Raw genomic sequence first — 19,984 nt, 5'->3', positions numbered from 1 at the left:
CCTCGCCTATCATGGTGTGCGTAGCTCGCCATATAGTTAGGACACGATGGACGCGGATGGACCACTCCGAGGTGCGGGTCACCGGCCGCCGATTCCTCGAATGCGGGCGAGCGGCGTCTGGGACCAGTCCGAGCATCTTCTGCTCTGGGTCCGCGCGGGTTCGGCCCGCGTCGGAATCGACGGCCATCCGGAGATCCGGCTGGCGGAAGGCGAGGGTGCCTGGATTCCCGTGGATGTCGGCGGTCGTTGGACGATCGACACCGACCCCGGCACCGTCGTCATCCCGCTGCTGATTCCTTCGAGCATCGCGTCCGAGACTCTGTCCGAGCCGCGGGTCTTCGTGGTCCCGGACGGCTGGCAGGACTGGTTGATCCACAACTTCAACCTCATGATCACGCCGCTGGCCGGCCATGCGTATTCCCAGGATGCGCTGGCCGATCTGCTCCGCCGCCCGGGAGCACGCCCTCCGGGGGCGCCGGGGACATCGGGGATCCGCGCCGGCGCGTTCGATCCGCCGGCCCTGCCGAGGGCAGGCGGGGCGCGGGGCGTGGCCGAGGAGCTGCTCCGCAACCCTGCGCTCGACCTCACTGTCGTCGAATGGGCGACACGGATGCTGTCCAGCCCGCGCACGCTGCTCCGCGACTTCCGCGCCGACACCGGCCTCACCTTCGAACAGTGGCGGCTGCGCTGCCGCCTCGACGCGGCCTTCGAATACCTCGCCGCGGGGTACGACGTCGGCCAGGTGGCGGTGCGCGTGGGCTTCGCGACTCAGAGTGGTTTCACGCGCGCCTTCCGACAGCTCTTCGGAGTCACCCCGCATCGGTTCAGTCGGGACATCGGCGCCCGGCGCGGTGCGAGTGGCGCGACGCCTCGGGTCGCGGCAGCCCGCCAGGCCGATGACATGATGCGGATGCTGCGGGCGACGGATACGCCCGCTGTGCCGGAGATGCTGCCCGCGGCTCACACCCCGTCGCACGCGAACGACGTCCACGTTCTCATCTGGACGTACCGTGGCAGCGCCTACCTGGACCTGGGTGGGCGGACGTACGAGCAGGAGCGGGGCGAGGCGACCTGGATCCCCGCCGGCGCGGAGCACACGACGGGCGTTCGTGAGAACTCGATCTCGCTCCCGCTCGGGAACGTCGGCACGGGCGACCTGCAACTGACCGCTCCGCTACAGGCGCAGTTCTCTCCCGGGTGGGACGACTACCTGTTGTTCTGTTCGGTCAGCGCTCGCACTCCTGTGCGCTCGGACGACTACGACCCTCGGCACGTTCTCGACCTGTTCGCCGACCAGGTCGCCGCGCAGCGCGCGCTCTCGGTGCCGATGCCGACCGACTCCCGGGCGCGGCGACTCGCCATGGACTATCTGCGCAGTATCGGCAGTTCGGGCGGGTCAGAGCTCGATGCTCCTGCCGAAATCCATCGGGCCTTCCGTGAAGAGACCGGCTTGACCTTCGCGCGCTGGCGCTACGCGGCCCGCATGCGCATCGCCCGCGATCTGCTCGTCGGGGGCGCCAAGCCCAGCGCCGTCGCCCGCCGTGTCGGATACGCCCACCTCGCGACCTTCAGCGCGGCGTTCTCCCGCTTCCACGGCGTCTCTCCGCGCGAGTATCAGGAGCGCGAGGCCGAGAACATCTCCGCTGCAGCGTTCTCGCTCACGAGGCGAGGGCGATGACGGCGACGACGACGGCGACGATGATGTCGAGAACCGCACAGAACTCAGCGAGCGATCTGTCCACGACACGTCCGGTGCGGTGGTGGTGGATGTCCCACGCGGCGTGACCGAGCAGCGCCGCCGCCACGAGCAGGCCGCCGACCGTGGCATCGAGCTGGACGGCGAGCAGTGCGATCCCACCCAGGACGACCATCGCTGCGGTCTGCAGGGGGAGTGCCCACCGAGGGCGGACGCCGGAGATGATGAGTCCGGCGATCAGCAGTGCCGCGGCCAGGCAGAGCATGCCGATCGTGGCGTCCAGCCCGGTGAACTTGGCGAGACCCATCAGCGGAACCGTGATGCCGAAGGCGACCCACGCCGCCCAGCGACGTCGCGTCGCTGCGGCCGCCAGATACACCAGGCCGGATGCTGCGACCACGGAAGCCACTTCCCGGCCATCGGCTATGCCGTACACGGTTGCGATCGCGACGAGGACGCCGAGTGCCGCAGGCCACGTCTTCCCCCATGCACTGCGGTGCGGGCGCGCGATCGGCGGGTGGGCGACATCGTCCGTCAGCGTGGCATTCACCAGCGTGCTCCTTTACTCGTACATCCATGTTCGACTTAGTAAAACAGTACGATAGTGTTCGAGTTATGAGAAGGGGCTCTTTCCCGAGTCGTCCGCGCGCGCAGACGCCGTGAACAGCGCCCCTCGGAAAAGGGGTCGATCGATGGCTGTGACCGAGACGGAACCGGACCGCGCCAAGCGGGCGGACGCCCGTCGGAACATCGAAGCGATCCTGGATGCCGCGACCCAGGTCTTGGCCGTCGACCCTGACGCGAGCATCAACGCGATCGCTCGGGCCGCTCACGTCGGGCGCGTGACCCTATACGGGCACTTCGATTCGCGCGCGACCCTCCTCCGTGCGGTTGCGGAGCGGGCGATCGACGACACCGAGGCTGCTCTCGTGCAGGTCGATGTGGATGGCGACCCGCGCGAGGCTCTCGGTCGGCTGCTGGAGGCGACCTGGCATCTCACGCATCGCTACGGTGCGCTCGTCGTCGCCGCATCCCAGACCCTTTCGCCCGAACAGCTGCGCCGTGCCCACGTCGAGCCCGCTGCGCGCGTCCGTCGCCTCCTCGAGCGCGGAAGGGATGCCGGTGATTTCAGAACCGACATGCCGATCGACTGGCAGATCAGCGTGATCCAGGCGATTCTGCACGGGGCTTCGAGTTCGGTGCATCGGGGGGAGATCGCGGCGCACGCAGCGCCCGTGCTCGTGCGGGCCACGGTCCTCTCGGCGGTCTCGACGTCGCAGAATGCCTGAGGCCTGAGGCCTGAGGCCTGAGCCGTCAGACTGCGACGGGCGGACTCTCGAGCACCGTGGGGACGTAGTGGAGGAGCTGAGTTCCTCCGTCGAACGTGCGAGCCTCCACAAGTTCGAGCGCGACATCCGGGTAGTCGTCGAAGATGCGCTGCCGCCCCGTCTCTCCGGTGATCACGGGGAAGACCACGACGCGGAAGCGATCCACGAGTCCTGCGGCGATCAGAGAACGGCACAGGCTCACGCTGCCGAGGGTGCGCAGCTCGCGCGTCTCACTCCGTTTCAACTCTCGTACGAACTCCGCCGCGTCACTGCTCACCAGCTCGGAGTGAGACCACTGCAGGGGTTCGGAGAGCGTCGAGGAGAACACGATCTTGCGTGACTCGTCCAGCGCCACGGATTCCGCGGCATCCGACTGGCCGGCGAAGGCGGACATGAGGTTGTAGGTGTTCGCGCCCATGACGTGCACGAGCTCTTGCTGGTTGTCCTCGGCGAGCCACGCAAGGTACTCCGGTCCCTCCAGGCCCCAATACGCAGGCCATCCCTCGGCGGCTCCGTAGCCGTCGAGCGAGATGATGAAGTCCACGGTCAGTGTCGACATGGTCTGTGCCTTCCTCTGGGATGCAGCCGTTCACTCGTCAGTCGTCGTTATCCTGAACATCAGTGTACGACTTAACATCGCGGAGCGCAGCCCTCAACGCTCCCGTCTCGAGGCCGAGTGTCCATTCGGCCACGTCTGCGACCACCCGCGTGTGCGCCGGATGCTCGATCGGTGCGGACGAGTTCACGTACGACCCGCCGCCATCCAGGGCGATGAAGATGCGGATGCAGGCGGCCTCGGCATCCGCTCCGGGGAAGTCGCCCGAGGCGATGCCGTCTTCGAGCATCGCCGTGAGTCGCTCGCGGTCGAGGGTGTCCTGCATCTGGAGTTCGGCGTCGAGTGTCGGACTGAACCGCGACAGGTGTCGGGCATTCAGCCAGAGGCGCGCCAGCGCCAACGAGCGTCCGCGTTCGATGTGATCGACGAATCGGGCGAGTCGCTGCAGGGGGGTGCCGCCGGTCGTGAAGAACTGCTCGCGTTCGATCACCGCAGCCCGGGCGAACGCGGCGACGACGAGGTCTTCCGCGACGGGGAAGTAGTGCGTGATCAGCCCCGGCCGCACGCCGAGCCGCGCCGCGACGGCGCGCAGGGTGATGCGCTCGAGGCCCTCTTCGATCGCGATCGCGGCGGCGCAGGCGAGGATCTCCTCCCGCCTCTCCTCGGGGAGCTTGCGGGTGCGCGGGGGAGCAGAGTTCGAAGAAGTGCTTGACGTCACCCCACCCATGCTATTGAATGAGTGACCAATAGTCCATTGGGCATGTGACCAATAACGCGGTGACCGATAGCAGTGACGCTCCTCCCGAAAGGAACTCCATGACCCAGAACCCCACCGTCGACCCGGAGTCGCTCGACGCAGCGACCCGCCCCGAGACGCGCGGCATCGAGCTGATCGATGACTCCGAGCGCCACGGCAGGGCGCGCGACCTCTTCCTCATCTGGGCGGCCCCGAGCGTCAGCATCCTGAATCTCACCATCGGCGCTTCGTTGATCCTGCTCGGACTCGAGATCTGGCAGGCCATCGTGACCATCGTCGCGGCGTCGCTGCTCTGGATCCTCCCCGGCATCATCGCGGGGAGCGGTCCGGCGGCCGGCACCTCCGGCTCCGTCGTGACCAGGGCGATGTACGGCATCCTCGGCAACCGACTGTTCGTCGCGGTCGTCGGCTGGTTCATCGGCGCGGTGTTCCTGTCGCTGACCTGGCTGGCGTCGTCGTTCCTGGGTGCCGACCTGCTGCGGCGGGCAGGCATCGACGACCCGATCTGGGTTCCGATCGGCGTCACGATCGTCGTCGCGGCGGTCACGATCCTCGTCGCGATCTTCGGCCACGGGCTGATCCTGCGCGCCTACCCCTTCATGGCCGCCGCACTGTTCGTGATCTTCCTCGCGGTCGCCGGGTTCATCCTGCCGACCGTCGACTGGCAGTATGCCGCTCCTGAGCCTCTGAGCGGCCCCGCTCTGTGGTCGGCGGTCTCGATCGGATTCACGATCCTCGCCTCGACGCCGCTGTCGTTCATGAACAGCCCCGACATCGCGCGCTACCTTCCGCGCGACACGAGGCCCTCGCACATCACGGCAGCGACGGCTCTCGGCGGTGCCATCCCGTTCATCGTCTTCACGAGCGTCGGCGTGCTGCTGGCGACCGGATTGAGCGCCGCGGCGTTCGACTCCGGCATCGATGTCGCTCTGCTCGACCTGCTGCCCGCGTGGCTGGGGCCGGTGCTCGTGGTCGGGGTCGTCATCAACACGATCGCCCTGAATGCGATGACCACCTACACCTCGAGCATGGCCCTGCAGGCGATCGGGTTCCGTCTGCGCCGCATTCCCGCCGCGATCATCGTCGGACTCGTCGGCACCGCCTTGACCATCTACTTGGTTCTCTCGTCGAGCCTGCTCGAAGCTGCCAACCTCATGCTGCAGTTCCTCGTCATCGTGTCGGGCCCGGCCATGTCGATCTTCGTGGTCGACGTCATCCTGCGTCGCTACGACTACGACGGCGTCGACCTCTTCCACGATCGCCCCGGCGGACGATTCTGGTATTCGGCGGGCTGGAGCATCCCCGGCGTCACGGCTCTGCTGGTCGGCGGGGTCGCCACCGCGCTCTGCCTCTCGACGAGCGTCTGGTCCGGTCCCATCGCAGAGGCGACCGGGTTCATCGATCTCTCCGTGCCGGTGGGTATGCTCGTCGCCGCCTCGCTGTACCTCGGCCTCTTGCGCACGCCTCTCGGAAAGGACGGTCGACCATGACCACCCGCTACATCAACGGACGCGTCTTCACCGCCGACATCGATCCGGACGGCGCCTGGGCGGAGGCCTTCGTGGTCGACGGCGAGACGATCGCCTTCGTCGGCTCCACCGCTGATGCCCCGGAGGCGGACGAGACCGTCGACCTGGACGGCCGGCTCGTGCTCCCCGGGTTCACCGACGCGCACACGCACCTGTTGATGGCCGGCTCGGCCCTCGGCCAGGTGCCGCTCACCGCCGCCCGCTCGCTCGACGAGATCCAGGCACTGCTGCGGGAGGCCAGGGAAGCGAATCCGGATGCCGTGGCGTTGCGCGGCCGCGGATGGCTTTTCGACTCCGTGCCAGGCGGAGCGCCGACCGCGGCGATGATCGATCAGGCCGTCGCCGACATCCCGGTGTACCTCGACGCGAACGACTACCACTCGTGCTGGGTCAACACCGCGGCGCTCGCCGAGCTCGGCATCACCCGGGACACCGCCGATCCGATCGGCGGACGCATCGCGCGGGATGCCGAGGGCGAGCCCACCGGACTCCTCTTCGAGACCGCGGCGACCCAGTACGCCTGGGCCCACAACGATGCGACGACCACCGATTCGGACCGCGATGCCGACGTCGAGCGCGTGCTCGATGCCTACCTCGCCACCGGGGTCACCGGGGCGATCGACATGGCCTTCGACGAGTACGGGCTCGCCGCCCTGCGGCGCGCGCAGGAGCGTCGTGGGGGAGAGCTGCCGATCCGTGTCGCGGCGCACTGGATCATCGTCAACACGGGCGACGAAGACGCCAACCTCGCGCAGGTCTCCCGTGCCGCCGAACTCGCCCGCGACGACTCGTCGCACTGGCTCCGCGTTGTCGGCATCAAGCTCGTCCTCGACGGTGTGATCGATGCCTGCACAGCGGCGATGCGGCATCCCTACGCCGACGGCACCAACGCGGAGCCGATCTGGCCCGTGGTGCATCTGAACCCGGTCGTGGCGGCGGCGGATGCTGCGGGCCTTCAGGTCGCTCAGCATGCGATCGGCGACTACGCGAGCGAGATCGCGCTGGACGCGATCGAGCAGGCCATCGCTGTCAACGGCGACCGCCCGCGCCGTCACCGCATTGAGCACCTCGAGTACGCGGCGCCAGGAACAGCCGAGCGGATGGCACGACTCGGCGTGACCGCGTCGATGCAACCCGTGCACAGTGATCCGGCGATCTTCGCGAACTGGGCTGAGATGCTCGGCGACGATCGTGTCGACCGCGCCTTCCCGTGGCCCGAGTACGAGGATGCCGGAACCCTGCTGGCCTTCTCGACGGATGCGCCGACGGCACCGCACGAGGCGCTGGCCAACATGTACGTCGCCACGACCCGCGCCTCCGCGCTCGACCGATCGGTGGAGGCGATCCATCCGCAGTTCGCTCTTCCCCTCGCCGCGGCCATCGGTCATGCGACACGGGATGCCGCGGCATCCGTCGGCGATGGGGACTGGCGCGGACGCATCGCCCCGGGCTTCGCCGCCGACTTCGCGGTGATCGACACCGATCTGTTCCGCGAGGAGCCGTCGTCGCTCCTCGAGGCGCGCGTGGTCGAGACGGTGGTCGCCGGGCGCTCGCGCTATCGGGCGGAGCCGTGAGAGCCTGGATCCGATAGGGGCCATCGCCGAGGTGCTCCGAACGCACGAGCACGGTTCTCGGCAGGGGATATGCCCTCCCGACCGCCCCCGCCCCAGCGGTGGTGTCGAGAGGGCCACCGTCCATCCCGGACGGCGGGGAGGCGGCGAAGATATCGCTGCGCTCAATGGCTGATTCCCCAGTCCTCAGCCCGTAGCCCCCGCTACACATAGCAGAGTAGCGCGCTTTTGTCTTGTCCGCCATTTGGGGGACAAAGAAACTTACGAAACTTATCGGTACAGGGTGCCTGTTGTCTTTCCCGGGACGTTTCATAGGGTGGAGTCATGGACAGAATGCTCGTACTCACCGCTCAGGTCGCCATCGCCCACGGCCATCGAGTCGAGGTGACGGAGCAGCTCGATCCGCTCACGGAGGAGCCCATCCTCGTCGCGTTGGCCGATCTGGACACGGGGATCCGGTATCGACGCTCCGAGGATCCGCGCGGCGGCGTCTCGCGCTGGATCGGTCGGGTTCTCGAGTGCACCATCACGATCGGGAGCGGTGCGGCTCGCACGGTGTTGCGCGTCGATCCGATCTCCCCGGGGGCGACCGGAGCGAAGGTGGCTCTCCGCGACGCGGATGCCGCGGCGGATGCCGCCAAGGCGGAAGCCGACCGTTGGGGTGGGACCGATCGTCCTCCGGTGGTGGAGCCCGAGCGCTTCTGGTGAGTGGTCGGTGCCCGGGATTCATCGGAAGTCCCGTGATCGATGCGTCACGCCGGTGCGGAGATCTTCGAAGGCGTCGGCGAGTACATTGACCACACCCTCCTCCGATCGTTCCAGGATGCCGCGGATGATGAGCGCCGGAGAATCCCGTGCCACGCGGCGATAGCGGTTCCAGACTCCCGTCGAGCAGACGACGTTCACCAGCCCGCTCTCGTCCTCGAGGTTCATGAACGTGATGCCGGAGGCCGTTGCGGGGCGTTGCCGATGAGTGACGAGACCTGCGACCTCGATGCGTCGGCCGGATTCGTGTGACCGGAGGTCGGTGGCGGTCAGGACCCCGCGCTCCTGCAGTGCGCTGCGGAAGTGCGCCATCGGGTGGTCGTCGGTGGACACGCCGGTCGCCCAGAGGTCGGCGGAGAGCTTCTCGTAGCTGGTCTGGTCGGCGAACAGCGGCGGCTGCACCGCGACCGTGGTACCGGGGAGGAAGCGGGACCGGTCGTCTGCGGCGGCTCCCGCGAGCCAGATCGCCTCCCGCCGCTCCAAGCCCAGACAGGTGAACGCACCGGCGGTCGCGAGGGCCTCCAGCTGTGCGGCGGTGGCATCCGTGCGCCGCACCAGATCGTGCAGGTCGCGGTAGAGGCCGTTCGCCTCACGCTCGGCGACGATCTTCTCCGCCAGGGGGACGCCGATTCCGCGGACGCCGCTGAGCCCCAGTCGTACCGCGTAGCCACCGTCGCGGCGGTGCGCCTCCGACATGTCAGGGGCGTCCCGGTCGAAGCGGAGGGTCGGCGGCTGCGGGGTGGCGAGACAGTCGTCCATCCCGGTGGGCGTCCGTTCGGCAGGCTCGGCGAGCGGTTCCAGGGTCTCCGTCGCTCCGGAGACGTGCAGATCGGGGCGACGTACCTCCACGCCATGTCGCCGCGCATCGGCGGTCAGGGTCGCTCCGGAGTAGAAGCCCATCGGTTGCGAGCGGAGGAGGCCGGCGAGGAAGGCTGCCGGATAGTGCAGCTTCAACCAGGAGCTGGCATAGACGAGCAGCGCGAACGACAGTGAATGCGATTCGGCGAATCCGAAGTTCGCGAACGCCTGGATCTGCGCGTAGATGCGATCGGCGGTGTCGGTGTCGAGGCCGCGCTTGTTCATCCCCGCATACAGCTTGTCCTTCACCTTCTCGATCTTCTCCAGGCCGCGCTTGGACCCCATGGCACGCCGCAGCAGGTCGCCCTCGTCGGCCGTGCAGTCGCCGATCGCCATGGCCATCTGGATGAGCTGCTCCTGGAAGATCGGGATGCCCAGCGTGCGCTTCAGGATGTCTTCCAGGTCGCTGTGGGGGTAGGGGATGGTGAAGGCCTCTGGCGGCTCGCCCCGGGTCGCCCTCTCCCTGTTCTCCTCGTCGAGGCGGTCCTTGGCCATCTTCCGCTTGACGAACGGATGCACGGCTCCTCCCTGGATGGGGCCGGGGCGGATGAGGGCGATCTGGATGGCGAGGTCGTAGAAGCTCCGCGGCTGCAGGCGTGGGAGAAGGCCGATCTGCGCACGCGACTCGACCTGGAACACCCCGATCGAATCGGCGCGGCAGAGCATGTCGTAGACCCCGGGTTCTTCCTTGGGGAGGGTCTCCAGCGTCCACTCCTCGCCGGTGGCCTCCCGGATCAGGTCGAAGCAGTGCTGGAGGGCGGCGAGCATCCCGAGCCCCAGCAGATCGAACTTCACCAGTCCCATGAACGCGGAGTCGTCCTTGTCCCACTGGATGACGGTGCGGTTCTCCATGCGGGCGTGCTCCACCGGCACGACCTCGCCGACGGGCCGGGCGGTGAGTACCATGCCGCCGGAGTGGATGCCGAGATGTCGCGGAGCCTTCAGCAGCTCGTCGGCGTAGGCGAGCACGTTCGGGGGGATGTCGTGCCCCTCGGCGGCCTCCAGGCCAGTGCTCCACCCGTCGACCTGCCGAGACCAGGCATCCTGCTGGCCGGGGGAATGGCCGAGGGCCCTCGCCATGTCGCGCACCGCGTTCTTCGGCCGGTACTGGATGACGTTCGCCACCTGTGCAGCCCGCTCCCGGCCGTACTCGCCGTACACCCACTGGATGATCTCCTCCCGGCGGCGGGAATCGAAGTCCACGTCGATGTCCGGCTCCTCCGTCCGGGTGGTGGCGAGGAACCTCTCGAAGGGCAGGCCGTAGAGGATCGGGTCGACGGCGGTGATCCCCAGCAGGTAGCACACGGCGCTCGCCGCAGCGGACCCGCGGCCCTGGCAGAGGATGCCGCGCCGTCGCGCCTCGGCGACGATGCCGTGCACGATGAGGAAGTATCCGGGGAAGTCCTTCTCCTCGATGACGTCGAGCTCTCGCCCGATCCGGCGATGCCCAGCGTCATCCAGGCGGGGGTACTTCGACGGCACGGCTTCCCACACCAGGTGACGCAGCCAGCTCATCGGCGTGTGCCCCTCCGGCACCTTCTGCTGCGGCAGTGCGGGGCGGGCGAGTCGCAGCGGGAAGGCGGATGCCGCGGCCAGATCGAGTCCGTGCGAGATGGCGCCGGGGTAGCGCTGGAAGCGCGCCGACATCTCTGCGCCGCTGCGCAGATGCGCGCCGTCGTGCGCAGGCAGCCAGCCGTCGAGCTCGTCCATGCTGCGGACCGCTCGCACCGCGGCGATGGCCTCGGCGAGTGACGCCTGGGCGGGGCTGGCGTAGTGCACGTTGTTGGTCGCCAGCACCGGCAGCCGCAGGCGTCGGGCGAGTTCGGCGAGGGTGTCGTTGCGTCGGGTGTCGAGCGGATCTCCGTGGTCGAAGAGCTCGACGGAGACGTGGTCGGCCCCGAACAGGTCGACGAGATGACGGAGCGGGGTGGCGGCGTCGCCGGCTTCGAGCCCTCGGCGTACGGCGCCCTTTCGGCACCCGGTCAGGATCGTCCAGTGCCCATCTGCTCGTGCGGCGAGTTCGTCGAGGTCGTATACCGGCCGCCCCTTCTCTCCGCCGCGCAGCTGGGCGGAGGTGATCGCGGCCGACAGCCGGTGATAGCCCTCCATGCCTCGCGCGATGACCAGCAGATGCTCGCCGGCGGGGTCGGCGGCACCGCGCTGCGGGCCGGGCAGTTCGAGCGAGAGTTCGGCACCGAAGACCGTCTGCAGCTTGACGTCCATGAGCTCGGCCAGGTCGGCGAACCGTGCGGCGCCGTAGAAGCCGTCGTGATCGGTCAGAGCGAGAGCCGAGAGACCGAGGCGCTCCGCTTCGGCGAGGAGTTCTTCCGGGGAGGAGGCACCATCGAGGAACGAGTACGAGGAGTGCGCGTGCAACTCGGCATAGGGCACGGCATCGACAGGGCGGGGGACGCCGGTGAGCGGGGTGCGCTGCCGGCGTCGGCTCACCGGGCCAGGGTCGGGCCGGGTGCCGCGTGGCTCGGAGACGGTCGGCTTCGGGAGCGGCTCCTCCAGGTTGAGGGTGCGCTCCAGCTCGCTCCAGGTCTGAGGGGGATTGTGCCAGCCCATCAGCGATACCTCCCCTCGGCCCACCAGCGGTCGCCGGTGCGGAACACCAGCCAGGCGCGATCCTGGTCGTCGACGATCTGGAGCCGGTGGCCCTTCTTCCCGCCATCGGCTGCCCAGCGGCGTTCGTGGACGGGCCAGGGGCCGGCCCAGGCCTGCACAGCGATGCCCTCGATCCGGGCGGGTTCCTGGGAGAGCGACCCCCGTTCGTCGATGCTGATCAGGGCGCCGTCGGCAGCGACCACGCCGATGGGACGCGGCGGCTGGAACACCTCGGCGGGAAGAGGATCGGGCAGGCTGCCCGGCCACGGGGAGCCGGGGTCGCGTGGAGGCACAGCGCGTTCTCCCCACGGGGTGAGCACCTGACGGTCGGCGAGCCAGCGACCTCCCGCGAGGGCGGCGGTGACCACTCCCTGGTGCCCCAGCATGGTCTGCACGCGGGAGACCGCATGGTGCAGGCGTTCGTCGGTGCCGGAGCCGAAGAGGCCGGGCTGATGGTGGGCCGCATCGTCGACGGCGGTCGGGACGATGCGCACCGCCACGATTCCGCCGAACGCCCGTGCCTCGTCGACGGGTTCCTTGGATGACTCCGCTGCCAGCGCCTCCAGCTGCCAGCGCGCGCGGTCGACGAGGTCGGAGGCGTCGAAGCAGGTCGGATGCAGCCACGTGCGGGAGAAGACCATCCCGTTGTCGTCGGTCATGTCGATCCGCACCTCCGTGCAGACGACCGATGCGTCTGCGAGCGCGAGCAGCACGGCATCCGCTGTCTGTCGCACGGCGAACGCCACCTGGTCGGTTCCGCCCAGCGGGGTTTCGAACTCGATGCTCCGCACCAGCTCGGGATCGGGTGGGCGGGGTGTCAGCGGACGTGAATCCGCGCCTGCGGCCAGCGCGTGCAGACGAGCGCCGTGCTCGCCGAAGCGGTCGCGCACATCGAGGGGAGTGAGCGCGGTGAACTCGCCGAGGGTGCGCACGCCGAGCCGGACGAGGAGACCGGCGATCTGCTCGTCTCGCAGCACCTGCACGGGGAAGGGGGCGAGGAACTCCTGCGATCGGCCGGGCGGGACGACGGTGCACGCCTCAGGGCCCCGTGCGGCGATCTCGGCGGTGAAGGGCCCGTCGGCGACTCCGACGCGCACCTCGGGCAACCCTGCTTCCGCGAGCACGGCGACGAGAGCTCTTGCTGCCTCGGTCTCTCCGCCGTGATAGCGGGAGATGCCTCTGGCGCGGAGGATGGCGAGTCCCGGTCGCAGCAGAGTGACGCCGGGGGCGTGCTTCTCGATGAGCTGGAGCACGGGGAGGAAGGCCCGCTCGTCCCGTGCCGGGTCGTGGGGGAGCACCCGCAGCGAGGAGAGATGCCCCTGTGCGACCCGGCGACGTTGGCCGGAGCGCACGCCATGCTCTCTGGCCGAGGCCGTGCAGGCCACGATCGTGTTCGCCTGCACCAGTGCGGTGGGCGGATGCGGAGGTGGGCCGCCGAGGGCTGCCCGCAGCGGCCAGTCCGGGAACCACAGCACGAGGACGCGCAGCGGGGCGTTCATCCGGCCTCCGCCCATTGCAGGAGTTCGGGAGGAGCCGACCTGTCAGCGGAAGCGCTGCCGGAAGGGACGATCTCGACCGGGAGTGCGGGCAGTGCGGTGAGCTCTGCCGCAGCGGCCTCGACCGCACCATGGCCTCCTGGCAGTTGCACGCGGACGCTCGATGGTCGAGGGCTGTGCCTGGTCTGCGCCGTGACCGTGACGGTGCAGTCGGAGAGCAGGCCCCACCCCGAGCCGAGGCCGTGCCAGCGCGGATCGTGGAGGCGGATCGTTCCCTCGCTCTGCGGCCATCGCTCGGCACCGGCCGACTCGGCGACCAGGAGCGTGCACCCCCGGTCGCGCAGACGCGCACTCAGCCGTGAGACATCGGCATCCCGCGCCCGCGAGCCGGGGTGCACGACGATCAACGGAACGACCTCCGCGAGGGCGGAGGTCGCCGCGAGCCAGCGGTCTCCCGGGTCGGGGACGAGGATCAGCCGGGTCAGGTCGATCCCGAATGCGGCGGCCGCCTCGACGCCGAGCGTCGGCATGCCGACCACTGCGCACCAGTGCCCCTTCTGCGACGCTGCGCTGAGCAGGGCGAGCACGAGGCTCGGCGAGGGGGAGACGGTGTAGGAGGTGCCGGTCTGCAGTCCTTCTTCGGGCAGCAGCGAGGCGAAGGTGGGGTCGAGGGGGAGCAGCGTGTGCTCGCTGCGCCGCCGCTGCATCCTGCTGATCTCGCGGCGCAGCCGCAGCACCTCTCCGGCGCGAGAATCGCTGGTCGGAGAGAGCGCGGTCACCGCATCGAGCCCGATCCCCATGCATCCATCCTCGAAGATATGTACGAATAAAGCAAGTGATGCTGATGACGCTAATTCGTACATCGGACATTCGTGATCTCGGCATATCGGAGGTTATCCACACCCGGTCACGTGCCGATCCAAGATCTTCTAACCTGCCGGGATGGATCTCCGGATGGCGCTCGTCGCGCTCGTGCACGTGGTGCTGCTCGGCATCGGAGGGTGGCTGACCGTGATCGATGCGCGCACGCACCGCCTTCCGAACCGTATCGTGCTGCCGACCCTGGTGAGCCTGATCGCGCTCGTCCTGATCGACGCCGTCGCCACCGGGCGGAGCGGGCAGCTGATCCGCGCTGTGCTCGGCATGCTCATCCTCGGCGCGTTCTATGCGGTGCTGCGGCTGATCAGCCGCTCGGGGATGGGTGGGGGCGACGTGAAGCTCGCCGGGGTCATCGGCCTCGTCCTGGGGTGGCACGGGTGGCAGGAGCTGGCCGTCGGGGCGGCGTCCGCCTTCGTGCTGGGCGCGCTCTATGCCCTCGTGCTCATCCTCCTGCGCCGAGCCGACGGCGCCACACGCATCGCCTTCGGTCCCTGGATGATCGCAGGGGCGCTCGTCGGGGTGATACTCGGGTGACAGACCCTCGATGCGCCCCGAATCGCGCCGATGTCGAAGGGACGGGCTACTCTGAACGCATGGCACTCGCACGACTTCACGGCGGCCCGCTCGACGGGCAGATCATCCCTCTCGGCGACGCGGACGACAAGCTGATCGTCCCCTACAGCGAGACGCAGGTGGTGTACAACCGCCGCGGCGAGCCGCAGAACACCGGGGCCGAAGACGGACCGACCGAGATCGACTACTGGTTCGACGAAGCACTCGAGGATCTCGCCCTCAACGATGACGACTGAGCCGTCCCGCACCGTCGAGGTCGAGCGCAAGTACGACGTCGATATCGAGACGCCCCTGCCGAACTGGGGTGCGATCCCCGGTGTCGATGACGTCTCAGCAGGGGAGGCCCGGGCTCTCGACGCCCGGTACTTCGACACCGCTGACGGCTCTCTCGCGCGCGCCGGCGTGGCGCTGCGCCGCCGCACCGGTGGCCCGGACGAGGGCTGGCACATCAAGGGACCACGTCAGGGGGACGGGCGTCTCGAGCTCGGCTGGCCGCTCGGCGAGGGAGACGACTTCCCGGAAGCTGTCGCCTCGACCGTCGCCGAGTGGACGACCGAACCGCTGTCGCCTCTCGCGCGAATCGAGAACGACCGCACCGCCTACCTGCTCATCGGGCAGGGAGGAGTCGTGGCCGAGTTCGTCGACGATCGGGTGCGGGCCACCGACCTGCGCCACGACGAGCAGCGCGAGTGGCGGGAATGGGAGATGGAGCTCGGCCCGGCCGCTCCCGCCGACGACGCCGGACGCGCGGTCTTCTTCGCCGCGGTCGAGAACGCGGTGAAGGCTGCGGGCGGACGCGATTCGGCATCCGGTTCCAAGCTCGCCCGAGCTCTCGGGTTCTGATCGTGCCCTCGTTCTCCCTGCAGCGGAGGACACGCGGGCACAACCCCTTGGTCTGCGACGCCCCGGCGTGCTTGAGTGACGTCATGAGCCACCCCGCCATCCTCCGATCCCTGCAGACGATCGTCCCCGACACGATGCTGAGGCAGGACGAGGTGCGGGACGTGTTCGCCGCGCAGCCCGAACTCGGACGCCTCGCGAAGCGGATCGTGTCGGCGTCGTTCAACGGGTCGGGCATCGACACCCGCTACACGGTCCTCGAGGAGCTCTCGTTCTCGGCAGAGGTCGAGACGCCGTTGTTCTTCGATCGGGAGAAGGGGCTGCTGCTCTCCCCGGGGACGAAGGCGCGCAACGAGGTCTACGTCCGCGAGGCGTGGAAGCTCTACGTCGAAGCCGCGCGTCGTTCGGTGGAGGCCGACCCCGACATCGCCGCTGCCGATGTGACGCACGTCATCACCGTCTCCTGCACCGGGTTCTATGCGCCGGGGCCCGACTACGAGATCGTCCGCTCGCTCGGCCTCTCCGACAGCGTGCGCCGCTATCACTTCGGATTCATGGGGTGCTACGCGTCGATGCCGGCGCTGCGGGCCGCGAGCGAGATCTGCGCGGGGAATCCTGATGCCGTGGTGCTGATCGTCAGCGTGGAGCTGTGCACGCTGCACCTGCGCTCCTCGGAAGACCCCGACATGATCGTCGCCACCTCCCTGTTCGCTGATGGCGCCGCAGCCGGCCTCGTGACCGCGCGCACGTTCGACTCCGACGTCCCCGGCTTCGCCCTGGACGGCTTCCACACCGGCATCATCCCGGAGGGCAAGAAGGATATGTCCTGGACGATCGGCGATGCCGGCTTCGAGATGGTCCTCTCGACGGCCGTGCCGCAGCTCATCGGCGAGAACATCCACGCCGCCCTCCGCCCGCTCTACGAGCCGGAAGAGGCACTGGTCGAGGCGTTCGACAGTGAGACGATCGGCGAGAAGGTGCGGCACTGGGCGATCCACCCCGGTGGGCGCCGCATCCTCGATCGGGTGCAGGAGCGGCTGCACCTCACCGACGAGCAGTTGCACCCCGCTCGCGAAGTGCTGCGCCACTACGGCAACATGTCCAGCGCCACGGTGCTGTTCGTGCTGCGGCGCATCCTGGAGGAGGCGGACGCCCGAGACGGCGACCGCGTCGCCGCCATGGCGTTCGGCCCCGGCCTCACGGCGGAGTCGGCCCTGCTGACCGTCGTCTCGCCTGCTCGCGCATGACGCACGACCTCTCGGTGCGGGACGTCGATGCCACCGAGCTGATGGATGATCCGCACGCGGACGAGCGGATGCTGGCGCGGACCTACGGCCGCTTCGGATTCGTCAACGCGGTGGTCTCCCGGCCGGGGTCGATCTACCGGCGCGACATCCGTCCACGGGCTCTCCGCGACCGGCCTCTGCGCATCCTCGACGTCGGAGCCGGCGGGGGAGACCTGTGTCGGCTGCTCGCCGGGCGACTGCGCCGCGACGGCATCTCGGCCGAGGTCACCGCGCTCGACGCCGATCGGCGTGCGATCCGCTGGGCGTCGGCGCACGACGGCGATGCGGGAGTGCGGTACCGCTGCGCGCTGACGACCGCGCTCGTTGAGGCGGGCGAGACCTTCGACGTCGTGCTCTCCAACCATGTGTTGCATCATCTCGACGCCGCGGACCTGCAGACCGTGCTCGATGATTCCGTGCGGCTCATCGCCCCGGGCGGGCTGGTCTCGCATCACGACATCGCTCGCAGCAGCACGGCCTACGCGCTGTTCGCCGCCGTCACCTGGCCCCTGTCGAGGAACATGCTGGCGGACTCGTTCATCCGTGAAGACGGACTCATCAGCATCCGTCGTTCGTACACTGCCGCCGAGCTCGCCGCCCTCGCGCCGCGGGGATGGACGGTGCGCGGCGGGGTGCCGTCGCGCCTGGAGCTGCGATGGGAGGACGCGGGTGCCCGATCATGACGTGCTGATCGTCGGCGCGGGGCCCGTCGGTCTGCTGCTCGGCTGTCTGCTGACGCAGGACGGGCTGCGGGTAGCCGTCTGCGAGCGACGGACGGATGCCGACGATCGCACTCGCGCCATCGGCATCCATCGTCCGGGGTTCGACGCCCTGGATGCCGCGGGCGTGGGCGCCGAGATCAGCGCCCAAGCCCTCCGCCTCGACGGCGGCGAGGTGCGCAGCCGTCGCCGGACTCTCGCGTCGTTGGACTTCGCCCCCGATCGTCCGGTGCTCATCCTCCCGCAGCCGCACACCCACGCCCTGCTGGAGGAACGACTGCGCACGCTCTCGGAAGACGCACTGCATCGGGCGCACGACGTGCGGGCGGTCCAGCAGGAGGGGGACCTCGTTCGCGTGACCGTGGACACCCCGGAGGGGCGACGCGATCTGACGGCCGGACTCGTCGTGGTGGCCGATGGCGTGCGCAGTCCGCTGCGCGAGGCGCACGGGTTCGACTGGCGCTCCCGGGGAGCGCGGGCGACCTACGCCATGGTCGACGTCGCGGATCCCGTTCCCGGCCGCCGCGCTGTGCTGCACTGCGAACCAGAAGGCCTGGTGGAGTCTTTTCCCTTGCCGGAGGGGCGTCGCCGGTGGGTCGTGCGGCAGGGGCCGGAGGGAGTGCTGGACGATCCGGGCACCTTCCAGGACGCGATCGAGGCACGCACCGGCATCCGCCCTGTACTGGCCCCCGATGTGACGCCGACCGTTTTCGTCGCGGCCCAGCACACCGCGACCCGACTCGTCCGGGGTCGAGTGGTCCTCCTCGGTGACGCGGCGCACGAGATCAGTCCGATCGGCGGTCAGGGGATGAACCTGGGCTGGGTGGCGGCCGTGCACCTCGCGAACGCACTGACGCGATCCCCGAAGGGCAGGCCCGACTTCGCCACGTACGAGAGTCGCGTGCTCCGATCGGCGCGGAAGGCGCAGCGTCGGTCCGCCTTCTACATGGCGATGGGCGCACCGGCATCGGCGGTGGTGGTGCGTGGCAGGGAGCCGCTGATCCGTGTGCTCGGGTCACCGCCGTTGCGCGCAGCGGCAGCGGGACTCATCACGATGCGCGGCCTCTGACAGACGAAGGCCCCGCCCCTTCGAAAAGGGGCGGGGCCTTCGAACGCGGTCTCGCGTCAGAAGTTGATCATGTGGCCGGCGAGGCCGTGGAAGCCCTCCTGCAGCGCCTCCGACAGCGTCGGGTGCGTGTGCACGTTGCGGGCGAGCTCCAGCGCCGTGAGGTCCCACTTCTGTGCCAGGGTCAGCTCGGGGAGCAGCTCGGACACGTCGGGGCCGATCATGTGTGCGCCGATGAGCTCGAGGTGCTCGGCGTCGGCGATGAGCTTGACGAAGCCGACGGGCTCGCCGAGGCCGTGGGCCTTGCCGTTCGCCATGAACGGGAAGCTGACGACCTTGATGTCGCGCCCCTCGTCCTTCGCCTGCTGCTCGGTGAGGCCGAACGAGGCGACCTGCGGCGAGCAGAACGTGGCACGCGGCATCATCCGGTAGTCGCCGAGGGTCTGCGTCTCGGCCTTGCCGATCGTCTCGGCGGCGACGACGGCCTGCGCCTCGGCGACGTGGGCGAGCTGCAGCTTTGCGGTGACGTCGCCGATCGCATAGATGCCCTCGACGTTCGTGCGCATGTGGTCGTCGATGTCGATCGCGCCGCGCTCGGTGAGCTTCACACCGGTCGCCTCGAGTCCGAAGCCCTCGATGTTCGGGGCGAAGCCGACCGACATGAGGACCTTGTCGGCCTCGATCGAGGCCTGCTGGCCGTCCTTGCCGGTGTAGGTGACGGTGACGGAGGAGCCGTTGTCGACGACCGTCTCGACCTTGGTCGAGGTGAGGATGTCGACGCCGTAGTTCTTGTACTGCTTCGTGATCTCCTTCGACACATCGGCGTCCTCGTTGGGGAGCGCACGGTCGAGGAACTCGATGATGGTGACCTTGACGCCGTAGTTCGTCATCACGTACGCGAACTCCATGCCGATGGCGCCGGCGCCGACGATGACGATCGACTTCGGCAGTTCACGGCTCATGATCTGCTCTTCGTACGTCACGACGTTGTCGCTCAGCTCGACACCGGGAAGGAGGCGCACCTTCGAGCCCGTGGCGATGATCGCGTTGTCGAACGTGACCTCTTCGGTGGAGCCGTCGGCCTTGGCGACCGAGATCGCCTTCGGGCCGGTGAACGTTCCGCGGCCGTCGTACTCGGTGACCTTGTTCTTCTTCATCAGGAAGTGGATGCCCTTGACGCGGCCGTCGGCGACGACGCGGCTGCGATCGAACGCCTTGCCGTAGTCGATCGTGAACTCACCCGAGATGCCGAAGAAGTCGGCCTTGTGGTTCAGGGTGTGCGCGAGTTCCGCGTTCTTGAGAAGCGCCTTGGAGGGGATGCAGCCGACGTTGAGGCACACACCGCCCCAGTACTTCTCTTCGATGATCGCGGTGGACAGGCCGAGCTGCGCGCTGCGAACCGCAGCGACGTATCCACCAGGACCAGCACCGAGGATGACGACGTCGTAATGAGGCATG

The 19,984-nt window shown here is 68.9% G+C and carries 18 protein-coding genes; 11 read left to right on the top strand and 7 right to left on the bottom strand.

The features are described 5' to 3' along the window. Positions 1-100: 100 nt before the first annotated feature. Positions 101-1,678 carry a helix-turn-helix domain-containing protein gene (locus V5D55_RS18270; protein WP_435745802.1) on the top strand — a complete coding sequence of 526 codons (1,578 nt, stop codon included), beginning with the start codon at positions 101-103 and terminating at the stop codon, positions 1,676-1,678. Here V5D55_RS18270 and V5D55_RS18265 read toward each other — a convergent pair. Beyond that, a complete protein-coding gene (locus V5D55_RS18265) occupies positions 1,659-2,246 on the bottom strand; it encodes a hypothetical protein (RefSeq protein ID WP_435745799.1) in 588 nt (195 codons plus the stop codon). The genes V5D55_RS18270 and V5D55_RS18265 overlap by 20 nt on opposite strands. Before the next feature lie 142 nt (positions 2,247-2,388). Here V5D55_RS18265 and V5D55_RS18260 point away from each other — a divergent pair, with 142 nt between their 5' ends. Further along, positions 2,389-2,985, top strand: a complete 597-nt coding sequence (locus V5D55_RS18260; protein ID WP_435745796.1) for a TetR/AcrR family transcriptional regulator — start codon at positions 2,389-2,391, stop codon at positions 2,983-2,985. Between the two features lie 25 nt (positions 2,986-3,010). On the opposite strand, the gene V5D55_RS18255 is transcribed toward V5D55_RS18260, so the two are convergent. Both V5D55_RS18255 and V5D55_RS18250 read right to left on the bottom strand, forming a co-directional pair. Next, entirely contained in the window at positions 3,011-3,583 is a 573-nt protein-coding gene (locus V5D55_RS18255; RefSeq protein WP_435745794.1) for a dihydrofolate reductase family protein, read from the bottom strand. Between the two features lie 37 nt (positions 3,584-3,620). Beyond that, a complete protein-coding gene (locus V5D55_RS18250) occupies positions 3,621-4,307 on the bottom strand; it encodes a TetR/AcrR family transcriptional regulator (RefSeq protein WP_435745792.1) in 687 nt (228 codons plus the stop codon). Positions 4,308-4,396: 89 nt separating this feature from the next. Between V5D55_RS18250 and V5D55_RS18245 the strand changes: the two genes are divergently transcribed. From V5D55_RS18245 to V5D55_RS18235, 3 genes are all read left to right on the top strand, one after another. Next, complete coding sequence (locus tag V5D55_RS18245) at positions 4,397-5,827, top strand: purine-cytosine permease family protein (protein ID WP_435745790.1); 1,431 nt, start codon at positions 4,397-4,399, stop codon at positions 5,825-5,827. Further along, positions 5,824-7,440, top strand: coding sequence for an amidohydrolase (locus tag V5D55_RS18240; protein ID WP_435745788.1), 1,617 nt, complete (start codon positions 5,824-5,826; stop codon positions 7,438-7,440). Before V5D55_RS18245 ends, V5D55_RS18240 begins: the two co-directional genes overlap by 4 nt. A gap of 321 nt (positions 7,441-7,761) precedes the next feature. Continuing rightward, positions 7,762-8,145: a hypothetical protein gene (locus tag V5D55_RS18235; RefSeq protein ID WP_435745785.1), complete on the top strand. Its 384-nt coding sequence runs from the start codon at positions 7,762-7,764 to the stop codon at positions 8,143-8,145. An 18-nt stretch (positions 8,146-8,163) separates the two neighbouring features. On the opposite strand, the gene V5D55_RS18230 is transcribed toward V5D55_RS18235, so the two are convergent. The 3 genes from V5D55_RS18230 to V5D55_RS18220 are packed head-to-tail and all read right to left on the bottom strand — an operon-like array spanning position 8,164 to position 13,963. Next, the gene (locus V5D55_RS18230) at positions 8,164-11,628 is read right to left on the bottom strand and encodes an error-prone DNA polymerase (protein ID WP_435745783.1); all 3,465 of its coding nucleotides are present in this window, start codon (positions 11,626-11,628) and stop codon (positions 8,164-8,166) included. Next, entirely contained in the window at positions 11,628-13,166 is a 1,539-nt protein-coding gene (locus V5D55_RS18225; RefSeq protein ID WP_435745781.1) for a DNA polymerase Y family protein, read from the bottom strand. Before V5D55_RS18225 ends, V5D55_RS18230 begins: the two co-directional genes overlap by 1 nt. Continuing rightward, positions 13,163-13,963, bottom strand: a complete 801-nt coding sequence (locus V5D55_RS18220; protein WP_435745779.1) for a hypothetical protein — start codon at positions 13,961-13,963, stop codon at positions 13,163-13,165. The genes V5D55_RS18225 and V5D55_RS18220 overlap by 4 nt, the downstream gene beginning before the upstream one ends. A 142-nt stretch (positions 13,964-14,105) precedes the next feature. Here V5D55_RS18220 and V5D55_RS18215 point away from each other — a divergent pair, with 142 nt between their 5' ends. The 6 genes from V5D55_RS18215 (at position 14,106) to V5D55_RS18190 (ending at position 18,529) form a co-directional block, all read left to right on the top strand. Continuing rightward, the gene (locus V5D55_RS18215) at positions 14,106-14,576 is read left to right on the top strand and encodes a prepilin peptidase (protein WP_435745777.1); all 471 of its coding nucleotides are present in this window, start codon (positions 14,106-14,108) and stop codon (positions 14,574-14,576) included. A 59-nt stretch (positions 14,577-14,635) separates the two neighbouring features. After that, positions 14,636-14,851: a response regulator gene (locus V5D55_RS18210; protein WP_435745775.1), complete on the top strand. Its 216-nt coding sequence runs from the start codon at positions 14,636-14,638 to the stop codon at positions 14,849-14,851. After that, positions 14,841-15,458, top strand: coding sequence for a CYTH domain-containing protein (locus V5D55_RS18205; RefSeq protein WP_435745772.1), 618 nt, complete (start codon positions 14,841-14,843; stop codon positions 15,456-15,458). The genes V5D55_RS18210 and V5D55_RS18205 overlap by 11 nt, the downstream gene beginning before the upstream one ends. An 83-nt stretch (positions 15,459-15,541) precedes the next feature. Then, the gene (locus V5D55_RS18200) at positions 15,542-16,702 is read left to right on the top strand and encodes a type III polyketide synthase (protein ID WP_435745770.1); all 1,161 of its coding nucleotides are present in this window, start codon (positions 15,542-15,544) and stop codon (positions 16,700-16,702) included. Beyond that, positions 16,699-17,424 carry a methyltransferase domain-containing protein gene (locus V5D55_RS18195; RefSeq protein WP_435745767.1) on the top strand — a complete coding sequence of 242 codons (726 nt, stop codon included), beginning with the start codon at positions 16,699-16,701 and terminating at the stop codon, positions 17,422-17,424. Before V5D55_RS18200 ends, V5D55_RS18195 begins: the two co-directional genes overlap by 4 nt. Further along, positions 17,411-18,529 carry an FAD-dependent oxidoreductase gene (locus V5D55_RS18190; RefSeq protein ID WP_435745765.1) on the top strand — a complete coding sequence of 373 codons (1,119 nt, stop codon included), beginning with the start codon at positions 17,411-17,413 and terminating at the stop codon, positions 18,527-18,529. Before V5D55_RS18195 ends, V5D55_RS18190 begins: the two co-directional genes overlap by 14 nt. A gap of 56 nt (positions 18,530-18,585) precedes the next feature. Here V5D55_RS18190 and lpdA read toward each other — a convergent pair whose 3' ends face one another. Beyond that, entirely contained in the window at positions 18,586-19,983 is a 1,398-nt protein-coding gene (gene lpdA, locus V5D55_RS18185) for a dihydrolipoyl dehydrogenase (RefSeq protein WP_435745763.1), read from the bottom strand. Position 19,984: the final 1 nt, after the last annotated feature.

This window comes from Microbacterium sp. PMB16 (assembly GCF_051294855.1).
Taxonomy (GTDB): Bacteria; Actinomycetota; Actinomycetes; order Actinomycetales; family Microbacteriaceae; genus Microbacterium.
The sequence above is the reverse complement of the archived record's forward strand: the minus strand, read 5'-3'. Positions and strand labels throughout refer to the sequence as shown.

What these genes read in the sequence shown, in the direction of transcription:
- V5D55_RS18270 (WP_435745802.1), top strand. Translation starts at nt 101, where the DNA reads ATGCGGGCGAGCGGCGTCTGGGACCAGTCCGAGCATCTTCTGCTCTGG.
- V5D55_RS18260 (WP_435745796.1), top strand. Translation starts at nt 2,389, where the DNA reads ATGGCTGTGACCGAGACGGAACCGGACCGCGCCAAGCGGGCGGACGCC.
- V5D55_RS18255 (WP_435745794.1), bottom strand. Translation starts at nt 3,583, where the DNA reads ATGTCGACACTGACCGTGGACTTCATCATCTCGCTCGACGGCTACGGA.
- V5D55_RS18250 (WP_435745792.1), bottom strand. Translation starts at nt 4,307, where the DNA reads ATGGGTGGGGTGACGTCAAGCACTTCTTCGAACTCTGCTCCCCCGCGC.
- V5D55_RS18245 (WP_435745790.1), top strand. Translation starts at nt 4,397, where the DNA reads ATGACCCAGAACCCCACCGTCGACCCGGAGTCGCTCGACGCAGCGACC.
- V5D55_RS18240 (WP_435745788.1), top strand. Translation starts at nt 5,824, where the DNA reads ATGACCACCCGCTACATCAACGGACGCGTCTTCACCGCCGACATCGAT.
- V5D55_RS18235 (WP_435745785.1), top strand. Translation starts at nt 7,762, where the DNA reads ATGGACAGAATGCTCGTACTCACCGCTCAGGTCGCCATCGCCCACGGC.
- V5D55_RS18230 (WP_435745783.1), bottom strand. Translation starts at nt 11,628, where the DNA reads ATGGGCTGGCACAATCCCCCTCAGACCTGGAGCGAGCTGGAGCGCACC.
- V5D55_RS18225 (WP_435745781.1), bottom strand. Translation starts at nt 13,166, where the DNA reads ATGAACGCCCCGCTGCGCGTCCTCGTGCTGTGGTTCCCGGACTGGCCG.
- V5D55_RS18220 (WP_435745779.1), bottom strand. Translation starts at nt 13,963, where the DNA reads ATGGGGATCGGGCTCGATGCGGTGACCGCGCTCTCTCCGACCAGCGAT.
- V5D55_RS18215 (WP_435745777.1), top strand. Translation starts at nt 14,106, where the DNA reads ATGGATCTCCGGATGGCGCTCGTCGCGCTCGTGCACGTGGTGCTGCTC.
- V5D55_RS18210 (WP_435745775.1), top strand. Translation starts at nt 14,636, where the DNA reads ATGGCACTCGCACGACTTCACGGCGGCCCGCTCGACGGGCAGATCATC.
- V5D55_RS18205 (WP_435745772.1), top strand. Translation starts at nt 14,841, where the DNA reads ATGACGACTGAGCCGTCCCGCACCGTCGAGGTCGAGCGCAAGTACGAC.
- V5D55_RS18200 (WP_435745770.1), top strand. Translation starts at nt 15,542, where the DNA reads ATGAGCCACCCCGCCATCCTCCGATCCCTGCAGACGATCGTCCCCGAC.
- V5D55_RS18195 (WP_435745767.1), top strand. Translation starts at nt 16,699, where the DNA reads ATGACGCACGACCTCTCGGTGCGGGACGTCGATGCCACCGAGCTGATG.
- lpdA (WP_435745763.1), bottom strand. Translation starts at nt 19,983, where the DNA reads ATGCCTCATTACGACGTCGTCATCCTCGGTGCTGGTCCTGGTGGATAC.